Below are 15,871 nucleotides of genomic sequence, written 5' to 3' on the forward strand. Positions count from 1 at the left end.
CGGCGCAGGATTACGGGTTTTGTACAAATACGGAATTGAGTTTGCCGATCATATCCAAGGCTTTGCCCGAACCGCGTGCCACGCAGGTGAGCGGATCTTCGGCAATCATCACCGGCAGGCCGGTTTCTTCGGCCAGCAGGCGGTCCAGTCCTTTGAGCAGCGCGCCGCCGCCGGTCAGCACCAGTCCGCGTTCGGCGATGTCTGCGCCCAGTTCGGGCGGGGTTTGTTCCAGTGCGTTTTTCACGGCTTGGACGATTTGGTTTAAAGGTTCGGTCAGGGCTTCCAAAACTTCGTTGGAGCTGATGGTGAACGAGCGCGGAATGCCTTCGGCCAGATTGCGGCCTTTGACTTCGATTTCTTTGACTTCCAACCCGGGGAAGGCCGAGCCGATGGCGGTTTTGATGGTTTCGGCTGTCGCTTCGCCGATCAGCATACCGTAGTTGCGGCGGACATAATTGATGATGCTCTCATCAAACGCATCGCCGCCGACGCGGATGGAGTGGGAATAAACCAAGCCGGAGAGTGAAATCACACCCACTTCGGTGGTACCGCCGCCGATGTCGACCACCATAGATCCGGTGGCATCTTCAATCGGCAGGTCGGCACCAATCGCCGCAGCCATCGGCTCTTCAATCAGATTGACGCTGGACGCGCCTGCTGCCAGCGCGGAATCGCGTATCGCTTTGCGTTCCACCTGTGTCGAGCCGCAGGGTACACAGATGACGATGCGCGGATTGGCGGCAAAACGGCTGTTGGTTACCTTTTTGATAAACTGTTTGAGCATTTTTTCGGTAACGTTGAAGTCGGCAATCACGCCGTCCTTCATCGGGCGGATGGCCTGAATGCTGCCCGGGGTTTTGCCCAGCATTTTTTTGGCTTCGGTGCCCACTGCCAATATGGTGGCTTTGCCGTGTGCCGCATCGTTCTGAATGGCGACGACGGACGGCTCGTCGAGCACGATGCCTTTGCTTTTCGAGTAAATCAGGGTGTTGGCGGTGCCCAAGTCGATGGCCAAATCATTGGAGAAGTAGCGGGTAAGAAAGCGAAACATGAATATTCCTACGATTGATGGAGTCTAACGGGGCGGGCAGAGCGTTTTGCGTCCCACCCGTCCGAATGCCCGAAGCCGCGTTTTCAGACGGCCTTGGGACGGGATACGGCAGAAAAAACGCCATGCCGGAGCATGGGTTTTCGGTTATAATCCGGCGATTAAACGAATAACGTGCAATGATACCCTAAATTGGGGTGCTTGCTAATCCATTTTTAAGGATTTTTTATGGCCTTAACCTTAACCGATGTGGCGAAAGTCGCCCGCCTTTCCCGCCTGAGTTTGAACGGGGCGGAACAGGAAAAGATGTTGGACGAGTTGAACAGCGTATTCGCGCTGGTGGAAAAAATGCAGACGGTGGATACCGACGGCGTCGAGCCGATGGCGCACCCGCACGAAGCCGCCCTGCGCCTGCGCGAAGATCAAGTTACCGAAACCGACCGCACCGCCGAATATCAAGCCGTTGCCCCCGAAGTGCGCAACCGCCTGTATATCGTGCCGCAAGTCATCGAAGAATAATTCCGCCCATAAATATTGCCCGAAACCGATTTTCAGACGGCCCCAATCCGCACAAGGCCGTCTGAAACCATGCAGGAAAACCGATATGACCGCATACACCTTAAAACAGGCCGGCGAGATGCTGCGCAGCAAACAGATTTCCGCCGTCGAGCTGGCGCAGGAATATCTGAACGCCATTGATGCCAAGAATCCCGCCATCAACGCCTACATCACGCTGGACCAAGACAAAACGCTGGCCGAAGCCGAAGCCGCCGATGCGCGTATTGCGGCGGGTCAGGCCACGCTGCTCACCGGCGTACCCATTGCCTATAAAGACATTTTCTGCCACACCGGCTGGCGTACCGCCTGTTCGTCCAAAATGCTCGACAATTTTGTCTCACCCTATACCGCCACCGTGGTGCAAAACCTGCTCGACGAAGGCATGGTTACGCTCGGCCGCGCCAATATGGACGAATTTGCCATGGGCTCCACCAACGAAACTTCGTTTTACGGCGCGACTAAAAACCCGTGGAACATCGAACACGTGCCCGGCGGCTCCTCGGGCGGTTCCGCCGCCGTAGTGGCCGCACGGCTCGCACCCGCCGCGCTCGGTTCCGACACCGGCGGCTCCATCCGCCAGCCCGCTTCGCATTGCGGCATCACCGGCATCAAACCCACTTACGGCACCGTATCCCGCTTCGGCATGGTGGCTTATGCGTCCAGCTTCGACCAGGCCGGCCCGATGGCGCAAACCGCCGAAGACTGTGCCATTCTGCTCAACGCCATGGCCGGTTTCGACGAACGCGACTCCACCAGTCTGGAACGCGAAAAAGAAGACTACACCCGCGAACTGAACACCCCGCTCAAAGGCCTGAAAATCGGTCTGCCCAAAGAATACTTCGGCAGCGGCAACAGCACCGACGTTCAGGCAGCCTTGCAGGCAGCCGTCGACCTGCTCAAAGCCCAAGGCGCGGAAATGGTGGACGTGAGCCTGCCGCAAACCGAACTGTCCATTCCCGCCTATTATGTACTCGCCTCCGCCGAAGCCAGCACCAACCTTTCCCGCTACGACGGCGTGCGCTACGGCCACCGCGCCGCCCAATTCGGCGACCTCGAAGAAATGTACGGCAACACCCGCGCCGAAGGCTTCGGCAGCGAAGTCAAACGCCGCATCATGATCGGCACCTATGTACTGAGCCACGGCTATTACGATGCCTATTACCTCAAAGCGCAAAAACTGCGCCGCCTCGTGGCAAACGATTTTCAGACGGCCTTTGCACAGTGCGACATCATCCTCGCCCCCACCGCCCCTACCACCGCGCCGAAACTGGATACGCTCAACCATGATCCGGTGCAGGCCTATTTGAGCGACATCTACACCATCGCCGTCAACCTCGCCGGCCTGCCCGCCCTGACCCTGCCCGCCGGTTTCGGTTCAGACGGCCTGCCCGTCGGCGTGCAGCTGATCGGCAACCATTTCAGCGAAGCCAAAATTTTGGGCGCGGCGCATCAGATGCAGCTAAACAGCGATTGGCATACCCAATCGCCGGTGTGATAACGTTAAAGCTGCCTGAAACCCGATAAAGGCCGCCTGAAAGGTTTCCGGCGGCTTGAAACCGCATATGGACAAATTAAATCCCGAGCAGCGCAGAAGATGTATGCAGGCCAATAAAAGCAAGGGTACGAAACCCGAACTTTTATTGGCAAAAGCCATGTGGCAGCTCGGTTTGCGCTATCGGAAAAACAGCAAAACCGTATTCGGCAAGCCCGATTTCAGTTTTAAAAAATACAAAGTTGCCGTTTTTGTCGACGGCGAGTTCTGGCACGGAAAAGATTGGGCAATACGCAAAGCCGACATCAAAAGCAACAGAGAATTCTGGATTGCCAAAATAGAGCGGAATATACAGCGTGATGCGGAAGTTACAGGCCGTCTGAAAGCCGAAGGGTGGACAATTTTCCGCTTTTGGGGAAAAGAAGTTGCGAAAAATCCGCAGATATTTGCCGGAAAGATACAGGAAGCAGTTTATGGGAAGTTATCGGACAGAGTGAAAAAATGGACTAAAAAGTCAGGCAGGTTTGAAATCGGCCGATTTGAACGACTTTCTTATAAACAAGAAACTTTTGAAACAGTTTGATAAGATTTTTTAGGCAGCTAAAATATGTTTAAAATGCGCTTGCAGGCTTTCTGTGTCGGCATCGGGTAAAGAAGCACGAGATTACGATTTTATCTTTAACAGGTTAGTTATTGAAAATGCTGAATATATGAAAAAAATCGAGAAGTTGTTGTGAAAGACTTTCTAGCTAACTGAAACTTTGGAAAGCTGAATTTGGAATTAAAAAATGGAGAAAAAAAGAAACTGGACACGAGAAGAAACCCTGATTGCCCTATATCTTTATTACACAATTCCATTTCAAAAAGTCAGCAAGGGGAATAAAACTATTCAAAGTTATGCGGCACTGATTAACAGAACGCCTTCTGCGCTGGGAATGAAAATTGGCAATTTAGGACGTTTTGACCCGACATTGAAAGCACAAAATATTTCGGGACTCAGCAATGGCAGTAAAATGGACGAAATGGTTTGGAGGGAGTTTGAAGGACAGTGGGAAAAATTAGATAAGGAGTTCCAGTCTGCTCTGGCTGAATTTGACGCAAAAAGAAATTTTGATACGGCTGTCTGTGAAAAAATTGATTTTAAAATAAAAAATACAGAACGTTTGGCAATGATATCTGTCCGTGCCAACCAAAATTTTTTTCGCGCCAGCGTGCTGGCTGCTTATAACAATCAATGCTGTATTACAGGCATAGATTTACCTGAATTATTGGTTGCCAGCCATATAAAGCCATGGAAATCTGATGAAGCCAACCGTTTAAATCCTAAGAACGGTTTATGCTTAAATGCCTTACATGATAAAGCATTTGATAGAGGACTACTTACATTGGAAAACGATTTCAGGCTGATATTCTCCCCTAAATTACATCAGGTAAATTCAGACGGCTTTGAGAAAATGTTTAAGCCTTATGAGGGGAAGTCAATAAGGCTGCCTGAAAGGTTAGAACCCGATTTGTCTTTTATCGAATATCATCGTACCCATATTTTTGTTTCCAGGTAAGGCTATATGTCTATTTCGTTTGAACGCTTAAAACAGGTAAACGGAAAAACCGTTCCAATTCTATACAGCCATAACCAGTTTGAAGACTATCTTTTCCTGAACACAAAGTTTGATACACCTAGTTCATCAAAACACGGTTTCGGTGATATTTATCAAGACGGCGGCAAATTTTTCCTCAAACTGAATTTGCAGATCAGGTTTAGTTGAAAATTCAGAGTAAGAGAAGCTGTCTGCAATTTTTCAGACCCCGGCTTGAAAGAGCAACCTCATGCAGGAACGTGAAAAGGCTTTGGAGCAGCAGCGACAAATGCAGATACTGTTTAAAGCGATGATGGACGACAAAAACGCATGGGGTATTTGATCTCGGCGTGGAAACGGCGATTTGATAAAATATCCAAATCAAGAAATCAAAGTAATTGAATAGACCAAATCGTAATCTGGCCGTTTGTATTTCGGACAAACGGTTCAGGCAAATCCGCTTTTTTCAGTCTGCAAAAGGAGTTTTTGCAATTAATTAATCAGACTGTTTTACTTTAAAGAAGCATCCTATAACCCGAGAAACCGCAACCGAATCGGAAATCCGCATCCAATTGAGCACTAAACCCAAAATTTTCAGCGGTGCATCAACCGCTTTCGGTGCCGAGCCGAATGTTTGTGCGGGTGCGGTAGATACGTATTGCCGGTGATGAGCTGCAAGGGGTAAAAGGGCGGTTAAATTGGGTTTGGTGCCAAATGCAGTGGAGCGCGATTGGCATACAGAAACTCCCGCCTAAAAACGTTTTCAGGCAGCCTGAAAGCATTTTCTAACTGATGTGCCGAGTCAAAAAGCCATGAAAAAAATCTACCTGATCCGCCATGCGCAGAGTGCTGCCAATGCCGGCAAAGACAGCGATACCGTGAGCCGCGCCAATGCCGATATTCCCATTACCGGATTGGGACGGGAACAGGCGGTGCAGTTGTCGGCCTGGTTGATTGAACACGTTGACAATGTGCAGGAAATTTTTGTTTCGCCTTATTTGCGTACCCGGCAAACCGCCGAACCTTATGTGCAGGCCATGCACATGCAGCCTACTGTGCTGCCTGATTTGCACGAATTCAATTACCTGTCTTTTGCCCATATCTGCGGCAAAACGTTTCAGGATGTGAAAATGCAGTCGGAACGCTATTGGGCACGAAATGATGTGGATTTCAGAGATGGCGCAGATTGCGACAGTTTTGCGTCATTTTTCAATCAAATCGGCCATATCCGCCGCTGTTTTGCCGCAAAGGGCGACGGCGTGTATGTGGTGTTCGGGCATGGTTTTTGGATTGGCGTATTGCTGTGGCAGTTGCTCGGGCGGTATTCAGGCAGCCTGGATATGCAGAAATTCCGCGAATTTGAATTATTGGTGCGCCCGAAAAATACCGATGTGTATCTGTGGCAAATAGATGATAAAACGGAAAGCATCGCTAAGGTCCGCAATACGGACGATAATCGGGAAACCGCATTTCAGGCAGCCTGAAAGTAGATAAGTAAATGTTGTACAAGCCTTTTTTAAAATGGGCCGGCGGCAAGTCCAAACTTGTGCCGTTTATTGAATACCATCTGCCCAAGCAGCCCCGAAAACGCCTGATCGAGCCGTTCGCGGGTTCTGCTGCCGTGTCGATGGCTTTGGATTTTGAAGCCTATCTGTTGAACGATACCAATCCGGACCTGATTGGCTTGTTCCGTATGATTAAGGAAGAAAAGCAGCAGTTTATTGATTATGCACGTTCGTTTTTTACCGCAGAAAATAATCAGGAAAGCCGCTTTTACGAATTGCGGGAAAGATTTAATTCCTCCCGGGAATTAAGTGAACGCTGCGCTTTATTTGTTTATTTAAACCGGCATGCGTTTAACGGTTTGTGTAGATATAACGGCAAAGGTGCTTTCAATGTGCCTTTCGGGCGGTATAAAACACCTTATTTTCCTGAAATGGAAATGTCGGCATTTACTGAAAAAGCCCATCGTATCGAATTGCTGTGCGGCGATTTTCAGACGGCCTTGGATGTGGCCAATGATGACGATATGGTGTATTGCGACCCGCCTTATGTGCCGTTGAGTGAAACGGCTTCGTTTACGGCGTATGCAAAAGGCGGTTTTGATTTAGACGACCAAAGCCGTTTGGCACTAGCGGCGAAGCAGGCTTCCGAACAGTCGCAAGGTGTGTTGATTTCTAACCACGATACGGCATTTACCCGACAAATTTATAAAGATGCGCGTTTAGAAACGGTTGCTGTTCAAAGAAATATCGCGGCGAAAGGCAGCAGCAGGCAAAAAGTAGGCGAATTATTGGCGATATATGGCGAGTGAATTTAACCGGTTAAAAGAAGAGGCAGCTCTTTACTATGCCGGACTAAAAAAATATGTTTCAGACGGTCTTGTCATTTATAACGAGAATGCTTTGACCGTCATGCGCCGTATTCTGGATAAATATCCAAACGGCTGTTTTGACATGATTTTCGCAGACCCGCCTTATTTTTTATCCAATGATGGTTTTACCTGCCAAAACGGGCAAATGGTTTCGGTAAATAAAGGCCAATGGGATAAATCGCAAGGGTTATCTGCTGATGCAGAGTTTTATGAAGAATGGTTACGCTTGTGTTATGCATTATTGAAACCGAACGGTACAATTTGGGTTTGTGGGACGCATCATAATATTTACTTGACAGGCTACCTGATGCAAATCATCGGTTACCATATTTTGAACAACATTACATGGGAAAAGCCCAATCCTCCGCCAAATTTATCTTGTCGTTTTTTTACGCATTCCACAGAAACACTGCTATGGGCAAAGAAAAACAAAAAAGCCAAACATACTTTTCATTATGATGTGATGAAAGCGCAAAATGGCGATAAACAGATGAAATGTGTCTGGCAAATGACACCGCCAAGTAAAGCGGAAAAAGCATTCGGTAGGCATCCCACGCAAAAACCGTTAGCTTTGGTTGAGCGGTGTATTCAGTCGGCTTCTAATATTGGCGATCTGATTTTTGACCCGTTTATGGGGAGCGGAACGACGGGTATAGCGGCTTTAAAAAATGAACGGAATTTTTGTGGGTGCGAGCGGGAGGCGGATTATTTTGAATTGGCAAAGCAAAGATTAACGGCAGAATAATCTGCCGTTAATATGATTAAACGATTTTATGAACTACCCAAGTGCCAGCCTGAATAGCCTTCATAAATTCCTTTTTGAAATAAAAGGCATGATTTTTATTGGAAACGTAGCGGTTATAGGTGGTTGAAAAAATTGGATTATAAGTGCCGTCTGAACGTTTGGAATCTTTGGAGCGGATTTGAATGAATTCCCCATTTGATGTATGGATGAACCCATCGTCTAATTTCCGTATATGTTGATTTAGCAGTTTACGAATGGTTAGGAAATCGTTTTCGAGTTGCTGATAAACCATAGGGTTATGATCCAAACAAATGTGGTACGCGGAGTGGATAAACCAATTATCAGGATTATCACCAACTTTGCAGATAGGTACATACAGCATATTGCGGATTTTTTGGTAAATCCAGCTGTTTTTAAAGGCCAGATCGTCATTGATTAATTCATCAAATGAGCTGGATATTTGAGAGATAAACATTGTTTCCAAAGGTTTGCCTGAAATATCCGATTTATTGGTTTTTAGTTCGCCATCTGAAAAATCGGTAAGGGAAGAAGTATTTTTCAATCCGATAAGTTTTTCCAGAAACTGACCTACGCCACCTTTGTTGATTTTCATATCAAAAGGTAAATATTCGGGAAAGTGATTTTGATATTCTGTTTTTAAGTCAACCAGCGGACGGCCTTGATTTTCTTGTAAAAATGGATAAGCATCAATTAGCTTCATGATTTTCTTTGTCCGGGAAATTAACAAGTTGGGATAAGGGAATATGCAGGGCTTTGGCCAAACGGATGAGATTGAGCAATGCAGGATTTCTTTCTCCCCGCTCAATCATGCCGATATATGTTCTATGCATACCTGCACGTTCAGCCAGCTCTTCTTGACTTAAGTTTTTGCTTAAACGAAGGGTTTTGACATGAGTGCCAAATAGTTTTAAATCATCTGTTTTCATATTGGATATTTTGATTGTTTAGAAAGTCATTTCTACATACAATAAGTATCAATTTAAGAAGGTGGTTTATTTCAGATTCACCATTATCATTATTTGGAGGAAAACTCCCTATGACCTGGGAAACCATAATCGGACTGGAAATCCACGTCCAATTGAATACCAAATCGAAAATTTTCAGCGGCGCGTCTACCGCTTTCGGTGCCGAGCCGAATGCTCATGCCAGTGTGGTGGAATGTGCGCTGCCGGGCGTGCTGCCGGTGATGAACCGCGAAGTGGTGGAAAAAGCGATTAAATTGGGTTTGGCGCTGAATGCGCAAATCAACCGCAAAAACGTGTTCGACCGCAAAAACTATTTTTATCCCGACCTGCCGAAGGGGTATCAGATCAGCCAGTTGGCCCTGCCGATTATCGAGCACGGCAGGCTGGACATTGTGGTGGGCGGCGAGGTGAAAACCATCAACGTTACCCGTGCACATATGGAAGAGGATGCGGGCAAGTCGGTGCACGAGGGTTTGGACGGTGCGACGGGTATCGACCTGAACCGAGCGGGTACGCCGCTGTTGGAGGTGGTGTCCGAGCCGGAACTGCGTTCTGCCGCCGAAGCGGTGGCTTATGCCAAAGCCCTGCACGGTTTGGTAACCTGGCTGGACATTTGCGACGGCAATATGGCCGAAGGATCGTTCCGCATTGATGCCAATGTGTCGGTGCGGCCGAAAGGGCAGGCCGGGTTCGGTACGCGGCGTGAAATTAAAAATCTGAATTCGTTCCGCTTTTTGGAGCAGGCAATCAACTACGAAGCAGAAAGCCAGATTGAAATTCTGGAAGACGGCGGCAAGGTGCAGCAGGCGACCATGCTGTTTGATCCCGAAAAGGGCGAAACGCGCGTGATGCGCCTGAAAGAAGATGCGCACGACTACCGCTATTTCCCCGACCCCGACCTGCTGCCGGTGATGATTTCAGACGGCCAGCTGCAAAAAGCCAAAGACGGAATGCCCGAATTGCCGTCTGAAATGGCGCAGCGTTTTGTGGCGGAATACGGTGTGAGCGAATACGATGCCCGCCTGCTGACCGCCGGCCGTGTTCAGGCTGCCTATTTTGAAACTGCCGCCCAAGCCTGCGGACAGGGCAAATTGGCGGCAAACTGGATGAACGGCGAGTTGGCCGCTATGCTGAACAAAGAAGGGTTGAGTTTGGCCGAGAGCCCGATTGATGCATTGCGGTTGGCCGCTTTGGTCGGCAAAATCGCCGACGGCACATTGAGCAGCAAGCTGGCGAAAAAAGCCTTTGAAGCCATGTGGGCGGAACCGGAAGCGGGCATCGCCGAAATTATCGAAAAATACGGCCTGCAACAGATGACCGACACCGGCGCGATTGAAGCCATGGTAGACGAAGTCCTGGCGGCCAATGCCAAGGCCGTCGAGCAGTTCAAGGCGGGCAACGACAAAGCCCTGAACGCGATTGTCGGCCAAGTGATGAAGGCTTCCAAAGGCAAAGCCAATCCGGCGCAAGTGCAGGATTTGATTAAGGCCAAAATCGGCTGATGCCGGAGGCCGTCTGAAAATGGGGAAAGGTGGTTGTGCGCGTTTTCAGACGGCCTGAGGGTATCGGCGGGATTGGCGGAGAAAGGGGGTAAAGATGAAAACGATGATAGCGGTGTTGGCGGTGTTGGTGCTGACGGCATGCGGTTTCCATTTGAAAGGCAGCGGCCCGGCGGCGTACCGGCTGCCGTATCTAAATTGGTCTGTCGATGGCGGCCCGTTGCAGCAGGAGCTGGAAAGCGCGCTGCGCCGTGCCGGCGGTGAGCCGGCGGCTGACGGCAGGGCGCAGGCTTCGCTGGCAGTGTCGCGGTTTGCCGTTCGGAAAAATGTGTACACCGTTACGCGTGCCGCGCTGATTAACGAATATCTGCTCGAATTGGAGGCGCAGGTTCAGGTTTACCGCAACGGCGAGCCGCTCGGCGAACCGTTTGATGTCAAGGTGCGCCGTCAGATGGATTATGCCGACGGCGAGGCTTTGGGCAGGCAGGAGGAAGAGGCGCAAATCCGGCAGGAAATGCGCCAAGATGCAGCCGAGCAGATTGTCCGCCGTCTGACTTTTGTGGAACAGCGGTAATGGCCGTTTTGCCGATTGAGCAGCTGGCAGCGCAGACGGCGCGGGGTTTGCAGCCGCTGTATGTGATTCACGGCGAAGAGGATCTGCTGCGGGTGGAGGCTTTGGACAGCCTGCGTGCTGCCGCCCGTGCACAGGGCTATGCCAACCGCGAAAGCCATTCGCCCGAAAAACAGGAAGACTGGCAGGCACTGCTGGCTTCGGCGGGCAGCATCGGGCTGTTTGCCGATTTGAAATTGCTGGAAATCCATATTCCCAACGGCAAACCCGGCAAGGCGGGCGGCGAAGCCTTGCAGACTTTGGCGGAAAACCTGCCGCCCGATACCGTGGTGCTGGTGCTGCTGCCGAAATTGGACGGAACGCAGCTGAAAAGCAAATGGTTTTCGGCATTGGCACAGGCCGGACTGACGGTGGAGGCGCGCGCGGTCGGCACGGCCGCTCTGCCGCAATGGATAGCGGCACGGCTGAAACAGCATGATTTGTCGATTGAGGCGGAAGCCTTGGCCTTGTTTGCCGAGCGGGTAGAAGGCAATCTGTTGGCGGCCAAACAGGAAATCGACAAGCTCGCGCTGCTGTACCCGCCGGGCTATTGCGTGCAGACGGCCGATGCAGAGCAGGCAGTGGCCAATGTGGCGCGTTTTGACGTGTTCCAGCTGGCCGGGGCATGGATGGGCGGCGATGCGGCGCGCACGCTGCGGCTTTTGGACGGCTTGGAAGCGGAAGGCGAAGAACCGGTACTGCTGTTGTGGGCGGTGGCCGAAGATGTGCGTACGCTGATCCGTTTGGCGGCCGCGCTCAAACAGGGGCAGAGTGTGCAGTCGGTGCGCAATACGCTGCGGTTGTGGGGCGACAAGCAGACGCTGGCACCGCAGGCTTTGCGCCGTTTGACGGTAGCGCGCCTGATGGCGGCTTTGCAGGAATGCGCCCGCATCGACCGCATCATCAAAGGCGCGGAAAACGGCGAAGCCTGGCCGGAATTTCGCAGTCTGGTGGGCGGTTTGGCCGTCTGAAAGGCCTGTTTTCAGACGGCGTGGCTGGGCGGTATTCTGTTCAAAGAGAATGAATCGGTTTACAATCCGCTGCTTATCTGCCCGGCAGCGGGCAGTTCGGATTTTTGAAAAAGGAAAGTTATGTTGCGCACCATGCTGGGCGGCAAAATCCACCGTGCGGTGGTTACCGGAGCCGATCTGAATTACGTCGGCAGCATTACCGTCGATTCGGATTTATTGGATGCGGCGGGGATTCTGCCGAATGAAAAAGTGGCGGTTGTGAACAACAACAACGGCCAGCGTTTTGAAACCTACACCATCGCCGGTGCGCGCGGCAGCGGCGTGGTGTGTCTGAACGGCGCGGCGGCGCGTCTGGTGCAGCCGGGCGATATTGTGATTATCATGTCGTATCTGCAATTGGACAAAGCAGAAGCAGCGGCTTACCGGCCGAAGGTGGTGCTGGTCGATGAAGCCAACCGTATCCGCGATATTGTGCACGACGAGCCGCCGAATACCGTTTTGTAACTTCATAAGAAAAGAAAGAAACAGCGTTTATGGAACCCAAAATGTTTGTCAAACCCGCGATCCGCATCGGCATCTTGGCCGCAGTGGTGATCGGTATCCTGATTTTGTTCGGTGTTACCTGGTGGGTGGCACTGCTGAGCGTACTATTGGCGGTTGCCGCAGTCGGTCTGACAGCCTGGTGGTGGATCAAGCGGCAGCGGCGGCAGTTTCTGGAACGGATTAAGGCGTTCAATATCACCCCCGAGAGCGGCAAAATCCACCCTGCCGATTTGCGCCGTATGTACAACAGGGGCGGGCAGGCACGGAAAGATGCGGTGAATATCTACTGCATGGCGAACAATAATTGTCCAGAAGCCGAGGCGCACAAAGCATTTAAAGAAATGTCGGTGTACAACCGCGCAGGCCAGATGAAAGCCATGCACGAAATGCAGGCCGCGCAGCGGAAAGGCAAGGGCAAAGGGCGCGGCGGCATCCGCGGTTGATGTCCGTTCAAAACCGAAAGCCCGTCATAATATTAAGGCCGTCTGAAAACGCACTGATGCCGTTTTCAGACGGCTTTTTGGTAGGTCGGATTCTGGAATCCGACTTGTGTGGCGCGGTGGATGTCGGATTTGGAAATCCGACCTGCATAAGGTGGCAGCCGCTATCCAATGTGATGTCAGTAACAGTGATTAAGGTTTTATGCAGTTTTTTTGGCATCAGATGTGGAGCAAGGGTAGCGGTAGGCGGATTCTTGAATCCGACGAATTTGAATCCGGCGTGTATAGCGGAGGATTGGCGGATTTAAAAATCCGGCCTACATCAGGTGGAAGCTGCTATCCAAGATGATGACAGTAGTATCACGCATCAGATGTGGGGCGACGGTAGGTTGGATTCTCGAATCCGACGCGCCTGAATCCGATATGTGTGGTAGAAATTATCGGATTTGAACATCCGACCGACAAAAGGAAAAAATTGCAACAGGCCGTCTGAAAACGGCTTTTGTGTTTTCAGACGGCCTGCGGATTCGGTTGGTCGGTTTAAAACCGGCAGTTTCCATGTGATGTACGCAATTGCGTTCTGCCCAAATCTGTCAGATCTGCTTCGGTGGCGCGGTCTTGGAAATTCACTTCAAAGTTGTCGGGTGCGTAGTCGGGTGGGGATTTGCCGTCGACAAATGCCGCCCATTGGCCGTCCAGATAGGCTTCGTTTTTGGCACAACGCGGCGCGCAGCCGATGTACATCACATTGCTGTCATACGGGCTGTTGTGTTCTGCTTCTACGGAATGCACCACATCGCAATGCCAGAAAACGCAGTCGCCGGCTTCCATATCGGGAATCGGACATTCCGCGTCCAGCAGCAGTTGGTGCCATTGCGGGTAAATACCTAATGTGCGCATCGGTTGTGCGCCGCATAAGTCGTCGTCCGCCACATCGTCCTGCAAGGCGCGCAGCAGGATATAGCTCATGGCATCGGCAATCGGCACCAGTTTGAGCGTGCCGCCGTTTTTGCGTTGCGGCGAGAGCGAAGTCCAGCCTTGGAAGGTGCGGAAAACCGAGGCGTTGGCAGGCGAGGGGATTTCGCGCACTTCGGTGCGGCCGTCGCCGTCAAACGGGTTGTAGTCGCGCCAATTGCCGTTGAAAATATGGCGGTACACATAGCGGAAATTGTCGTCCAGCCAGCGTTCGATGGTGCCGCTGTCCACGTGCGGCGAGAGTCCCAGCGGTTTGGATTTCGGCGGGCGGCGGCGCACGCGGTCGGCATAGGAAACGATATTGTTCGGATCAAAATGCTGTTTGCCGCCCGATTCCGTCTGCCACAGACCGTTGAGAAAACACTGCACGGCTTTCATGCGTTCATCCTGCCGCGCTTCGACTTGCGGCTTGCTCCAATATACGCCGTAAATCTGCGGCTTGCCTTGCGCCAGTGTGCCGAAATAATGGTCTTCGGCCGCGTGTTTGAGGGCTTCTTCAAAATTGTTGCCGTCCAGATAGGCGCCGATGTCGCGGTTCCACTGCTCCGCCCGTTCGCGGTCGAATACGCCGTGTACCACCAAGCAGCCGCGGCGGCGGATGCGGGCAATCTGTTCGGCGGTAACCGTGCCGTTTACAATATCGTCGGCATGAAGCTGCGGGACGGGATGCTTTCCTGCTGCCAGCTCGGCGCGGATTTCGGCAACTTGGGTACCGATGTGGTCGGCCACTTCGTCGAAAACGCGTTTGTAGTCGGGCAGCTTGGCTTTGATTTGTTGTTTGACCGCTTGAATCGCGGCAGCGGTGTTTTCGGGTAGGGGCATATGTGCCATGGATTGCTCCTTTGTTGTTGTGATGGCGGCGCAGGCCGCTTGGAAGCATGATTATGGCAAAAGTATGACGGCCGCCAAGAGGCCGTCTGAAAAAATAGTCAAAGTTTGATAATGTCAAACCGTATGCTTTTAGGCCGCAGTGTGGTGCAGCAGCAGTTGTTGGGTATGCTGCGCCCATTCGATGAGTTTCGCCGAGGGCAGGCGTTCGGCGGCACCGGCAACCGAAATACCGGCCACGGTCTGCCCGCCCACCCGCAGGGGGACGGCGAAAGCGTGCCAGCCCGCTTCGGCTTCAGCCAAATCCAGCGCGTAGCCGCATTCGGCAATTCGGGCCAATTCGGTTTTCAGACGGCCGGACAGTCTGTCTGCCAACAGCAGGCTGCGCGCCGTTTCGGGAATGGTGGCGAGAAAAACTTTGCCCATCGCCGAAGTGGTCAGCCCTTCGCGGCGGCCGCGCGGACTGGGGCGGCCGTGGCGGGTATCGTGTCCCAAAACGTCCAGATAACGGTATTCGCGTGTGCCGCAGGGTGCGGCCAGATAAACGTTTTCGCCGCAGGTGCGGTGCAGGGTTTCCATCAGCGGGCGGAAACGCCGTCGCAGATGTTCGTCGGCATCGGACAGCGGCAGCGTCAAATCGCGCAGGCGCAGGCCCAAGGTATAGGACTTGCCGTCGCGGCCGATATAGCCCAGCGCGGCCAAGGTATTGAGCAGGCCGTGCAGCGTGGCTTTGTTCAGACCGGTTCGGGCGGCCAAATCATTCAGACGGATATGTCCGCCGGCCAGTGCAATCTGTTCCAGAATATACATGGCACGCTCTACCGACTGGATACGGCGGGTTTCATTAATCATGGCGGTGTGTCGGGTTCGGTATCGGCAAAACGCCCCCGGCAGAGCGCACGGGGGCGGAGGCGAAAATGATTCGGATTAAGCGTCTGCTTTTTTCAGGATTTCAAACAGCTGGTCTTTCAGAGCCAGTTTTTGAACTTTCAGCTTCTCGATTTCGTCATGAGCCGAAACGCTGGTTACCGGATTGTTTTCCAGGCCGGTGATTTTGTCGTCCAAATCGTTGTGTTCGTCAAACAGGCGGGCGAAATGCTTGTCTTCCTGTTTGAGTTTGCTGATCAGGTCACGGTATTCGGGAAACATAACGGACTCCTTTGGTTGGAAAGTGGAAAGAAACAGGCCGCAGCCTGTCTGCCGGACACAGCCATTATAGCAAAGT

At 51.8% G+C, this 15,871-nt stretch carries 19 protein-coding genes; 13 read left to right on the top strand and 6 right to left on the bottom strand.

Translation table 11 applies throughout. The features are described 5' to 3' along the window. Positions 1 to 10: 10 nt before the first annotated feature. Positions 11 to 1,051, bottom strand: coding sequence for a rod shape-determining protein (locus ORY85_RS01545; protein ID WP_274572410.1), 1,041 nt, complete (start codon positions 1,049 to 1,051; stop codon positions 11 to 13). 225 nt (positions 1,052 to 1,276) lie between these two features. Between ORY85_RS01545 and gatC the strand changes: the two genes are divergently transcribed. The 8 genes from gatC to ORY85_RS01585 all read left to right on the top strand — a co-directional run bounded on the left by gatC (position 1,277) and on the right by ORY85_RS01585 (position 7,794). Next, positions 1,277 to 1,567, top strand: a complete 291-nt coding sequence (gatC, locus tag ORY85_RS01550) for an Asp-tRNA(Asn)/Glu-tRNA(Gln) amidotransferase subunit GatC (protein WP_274572411.1) — start codon at positions 1,277 to 1,279, stop codon at positions 1,565 to 1,567. 85 nt (positions 1,568 to 1,652) lie between these two features. Then, positions 1,653 to 3,101, top strand: coding sequence for an Asp-tRNA(Asn)/Glu-tRNA(Gln) amidotransferase subunit GatA (gatA, locus tag ORY85_RS01555; protein WP_274572412.1), 1,449 nt, complete (start codon positions 1,653 to 1,655; stop codon positions 3,099 to 3,101). Positions 3,102 to 3,168: 67 nt separating this feature from the next. Beyond that, positions 3,169 to 3,681 (top strand): very short patch repair endonuclease, encoded by a 513-nt coding sequence (locus tag ORY85_RS01560; RefSeq protein WP_274572413.1) that lies wholly within the window; start codon positions 3,169 to 3,171, stop codon positions 3,679 to 3,681. Between the two features lie 205 nt (positions 3,682 to 3,886). Then, on the top strand, positions 3,887 to 4,657 hold the full coding sequence (locus tag ORY85_RS01565) for an HNH endonuclease (protein WP_274572414.1): 771 nt from the start codon (positions 3,887 to 3,889) through the stop codon (positions 4,655 to 4,657). 6 nt (positions 4,658 to 4,663) lie between these two features. After that, complete coding sequence (locus tag ORY85_RS01570) at positions 4,664 to 4,864, top strand: HpaII family restriction endonuclease (RefSeq protein WP_274572415.1); 201 nt, start codon at positions 4,664 to 4,666, stop codon at positions 4,862 to 4,864. 623 nt (positions 4,865 to 5,487) lie between these two features. Continuing rightward, entirely contained in the window at positions 5,488 to 6,159 is a 672-nt protein-coding gene (locus tag ORY85_RS01575; RefSeq protein ID WP_274572416.1) for a histidine phosphatase family protein, read from the top strand. A 14-nt stretch (positions 6,160 to 6,173) separates the two neighbouring features. Beyond that, positions 6,174 to 6,989 carry a Dam family site-specific DNA-(adenine-N6)-methyltransferase gene (locus tag ORY85_RS01580; RefSeq protein WP_274572417.1) on the top strand — a complete coding sequence of 272 codons (816 nt, stop codon included), beginning with the start codon at positions 6,174 to 6,176 and terminating at the stop codon, positions 6,987 to 6,989. After that, positions 6,979 to 7,794, top strand: a complete 816-nt coding sequence (locus ORY85_RS01585; RefSeq protein ID WP_274572418.1) for a site-specific DNA-methyltransferase — start codon at positions 6,979 to 6,981, stop codon at positions 7,792 to 7,794. Before ORY85_RS01580 ends, ORY85_RS01585 begins: the two co-directional genes overlap by 11 nt. A gap of 16 nt (positions 7,795 to 7,810) precedes the next feature. Here the strand turns inward: ORY85_RS01585 and ORY85_RS01590 are convergent, their stop codons facing one another. After that, complete coding sequence (locus tag ORY85_RS01590; RefSeq protein WP_274572419.1) at positions 7,811 to 8,515, bottom strand: MutH/Sau3AI family endonuclease; 705 nt, start codon at positions 8,513 to 8,515, stop codon at positions 7,811 to 7,813. Continuing rightward, positions 8,502 to 8,741 carry a helix-turn-helix domain-containing protein gene (locus ORY85_RS01595; RefSeq protein WP_274572420.1) on the bottom strand — a complete coding sequence of 80 codons (240 nt, stop codon included), beginning with the start codon at positions 8,739 to 8,741 and terminating at the stop codon, positions 8,502 to 8,504. The genes ORY85_RS01590 and ORY85_RS01595 overlap by 14 nt, the downstream gene beginning before the upstream one ends. A gap of 110 nt (positions 8,742 to 8,851) precedes the next feature. On the opposite strand from ORY85_RS01595, the gene gatB reads away from it, so the two are divergent. The 5 genes from gatB (at position 8,852) to ORY85_RS01620 (ending at position 12,846) form a co-directional block, all read left to right on the top strand. Beyond that, a complete protein-coding gene (gene gatB / locus ORY85_RS01600; protein ID WP_274572421.1) occupies positions 8,852 to 10,282 on the top strand; it encodes an Asp-tRNA(Asn)/Glu-tRNA(Gln) amidotransferase subunit GatB in 1,431 nt (476 codons plus the stop codon). Positions 10,283 to 10,376: 94 nt separating this feature from the next. Continuing rightward, positions 10,377 to 10,853, top strand: a complete 477-nt coding sequence (gene lptE / locus ORY85_RS01605) for an LPS assembly lipoprotein LptE (RefSeq protein WP_274572422.1) — start codon at positions 10,377 to 10,379, stop codon at positions 10,851 to 10,853. After that, positions 10,853 to 11,860, top strand: a complete 1,008-nt coding sequence (gene holA, locus ORY85_RS01610) for a DNA polymerase III subunit delta (RefSeq protein ID WP_274572423.1) — start codon at positions 10,853 to 10,855, stop codon at positions 11,858 to 11,860. Before lptE ends, holA begins: the two co-directional genes overlap by 1 nt. A gap of 120 nt (positions 11,861 to 11,980) precedes the next feature. Beyond that, complete coding sequence (panD, locus tag ORY85_RS01615) at positions 11,981 to 12,364, top strand: aspartate 1-decarboxylase (protein ID WP_274572424.1); 384 nt, start codon at positions 11,981 to 11,983, stop codon at positions 12,362 to 12,364. Between the two features lie 29 nt (positions 12,365 to 12,393). After that, complete coding sequence (locus ORY85_RS01620; RefSeq protein ID WP_274572425.1) at positions 12,394 to 12,846, top strand: NfeD family protein; 453 nt, start codon at positions 12,394 to 12,396, stop codon at positions 12,844 to 12,846. Between the two features lie 537 nt (positions 12,847 to 13,383). Here the strand turns inward: ORY85_RS01620 and ORY85_RS01625 are convergent. The 3 genes from ORY85_RS01625 to ORY85_RS01635 form a co-directional block, all read right to left on the bottom strand. Then, on the bottom strand, positions 13,384 to 14,649 hold the full coding sequence (locus tag ORY85_RS01625; RefSeq protein ID WP_274572426.1) for a DUF1479 domain-containing protein: 1,266 nt from the start codon (positions 14,647 to 14,649) through the stop codon (positions 13,384 to 13,386). A gap of 129 nt (positions 14,650 to 14,778) precedes the next feature. Further along, the gene (locus ORY85_RS01630; protein WP_274572427.1) at positions 14,779 to 15,498 is read right to left on the bottom strand and encodes an IclR family transcriptional regulator; all 720 of its coding nucleotides are present in this window, start codon (positions 15,496 to 15,498) and stop codon (positions 14,779 to 14,781) included. Between the two features lie 75 nt (positions 15,499 to 15,573). After that, on the bottom strand, positions 15,574 to 15,795 hold the full coding sequence (locus ORY85_RS01635; RefSeq protein ID WP_274572428.1) for a YdcH family protein: 222 nt from the start codon (positions 15,793 to 15,795) through the stop codon (positions 15,574 to 15,576). Positions 15,796 to 15,871: the final 76 nt, after the last annotated feature.

Origin of the sequence: Neisseria leonii, from assembly GCF_028776105.2 — a bacterium.
GTDB classification, from domain to species: domain Bacteria; phylum Pseudomonadota; class Gammaproteobacteria; order Burkholderiales; family Neisseriaceae; genus Neisseria; species Neisseria leonii.

Coding starts and splice junctions, on each gene's coding strand:
- ORY85_RS01545 (WP_274572410.1), bottom strand. CDS start 1,051: ATGTTTCGCTTTCTTACCCGCTACTTCTCCAATGATTTGGCCATCGAC.
- gatC (WP_274572411.1), top strand. CDS start 1,277: ATGGCCTTAACCTTAACCGATGTGGCGAAAGTCGCCCGCCTTTCCCGC.
- gatA (WP_274572412.1), top strand. CDS start 1,653: ATGACCGCATACACCTTAAAACAGGCCGGCGAGATGCTGCGCAGCAAA.
- ORY85_RS01560 (WP_274572413.1), top strand. CDS start 3,169: ATGGACAAATTAAATCCCGAGCAGCGCAGAAGATGTATGCAGGCCAAT.
- ORY85_RS01565 (WP_274572414.1), top strand. CDS start 3,887: ATGGAGAAAAAAAGAAACTGGACACGAGAAGAAACCCTGATTGCCCTA.
- ORY85_RS01570 (WP_274572415.1), top strand. CDS start 4,664: ATGTCTATTTCGTTTGAACGCTTAAAACAGGTAAACGGAAAAACCGTT.
- ORY85_RS01575 (WP_274572416.1), top strand. CDS start 5,488: ATGAAAAAAATCTACCTGATCCGCCATGCGCAGAGTGCTGCCAATGCC.
- ORY85_RS01580 (WP_274572417.1), top strand. CDS start 6,174: ATGTTGTACAAGCCTTTTTTAAAATGGGCCGGCGGCAAGTCCAAACTT.
- ORY85_RS01585 (WP_274572418.1), top strand. CDS start 6,979: ATGGCGAGTGAATTTAACCGGTTAAAAGAAGAGGCAGCTCTTTACTAT.
- ORY85_RS01590 (WP_274572419.1), bottom strand. CDS start 8,515: ATGAAGCTAATTGATGCTTATCCATTTTTACAAGAAAATCAAGGCCGT.
- ORY85_RS01595 (WP_274572420.1), bottom strand. CDS start 8,741: ATGAAAACAGATGATTTAAAACTATTTGGCACTCATGTCAAAACCCTT.
- gatB (WP_274572421.1), top strand. CDS start 8,852: ATGACCTGGGAAACCATAATCGGACTGGAAATCCACGTCCAATTGAAT.
- lptE (WP_274572422.1), top strand. CDS start 10,377: ATGAAAACGATGATAGCGGTGTTGGCGGTGTTGGTGCTGACGGCATGC.
- holA (WP_274572423.1), top strand. CDS start 10,853: ATGGCCGTTTTGCCGATTGAGCAGCTGGCAGCGCAGACGGCGCGGGGT.
- panD (WP_274572424.1), top strand. CDS start 11,981: ATGTTGCGCACCATGCTGGGCGGCAAAATCCACCGTGCGGTGGTTACC.
- ORY85_RS01620 (WP_274572425.1), top strand. CDS start 12,394: ATGGAACCCAAAATGTTTGTCAAACCCGCGATCCGCATCGGCATCTTG.
- ORY85_RS01625 (WP_274572426.1), bottom strand. CDS start 14,649: ATGGCACATATGCCCCTACCCGAAAACACCGCTGCCGCGATTCAAGCG.
- ORY85_RS01630 (WP_274572427.1), bottom strand. CDS start 15,498: ATGATTAATGAAACCCGCCGTATCCAGTCGGTAGAGCGTGCCATGTAT.
- ORY85_RS01635 (WP_274572428.1), bottom strand. CDS start 15,795: ATGTTTCCCGAATACCGTGACCTGATCAGCAAACTCAAACAGGAAGAC.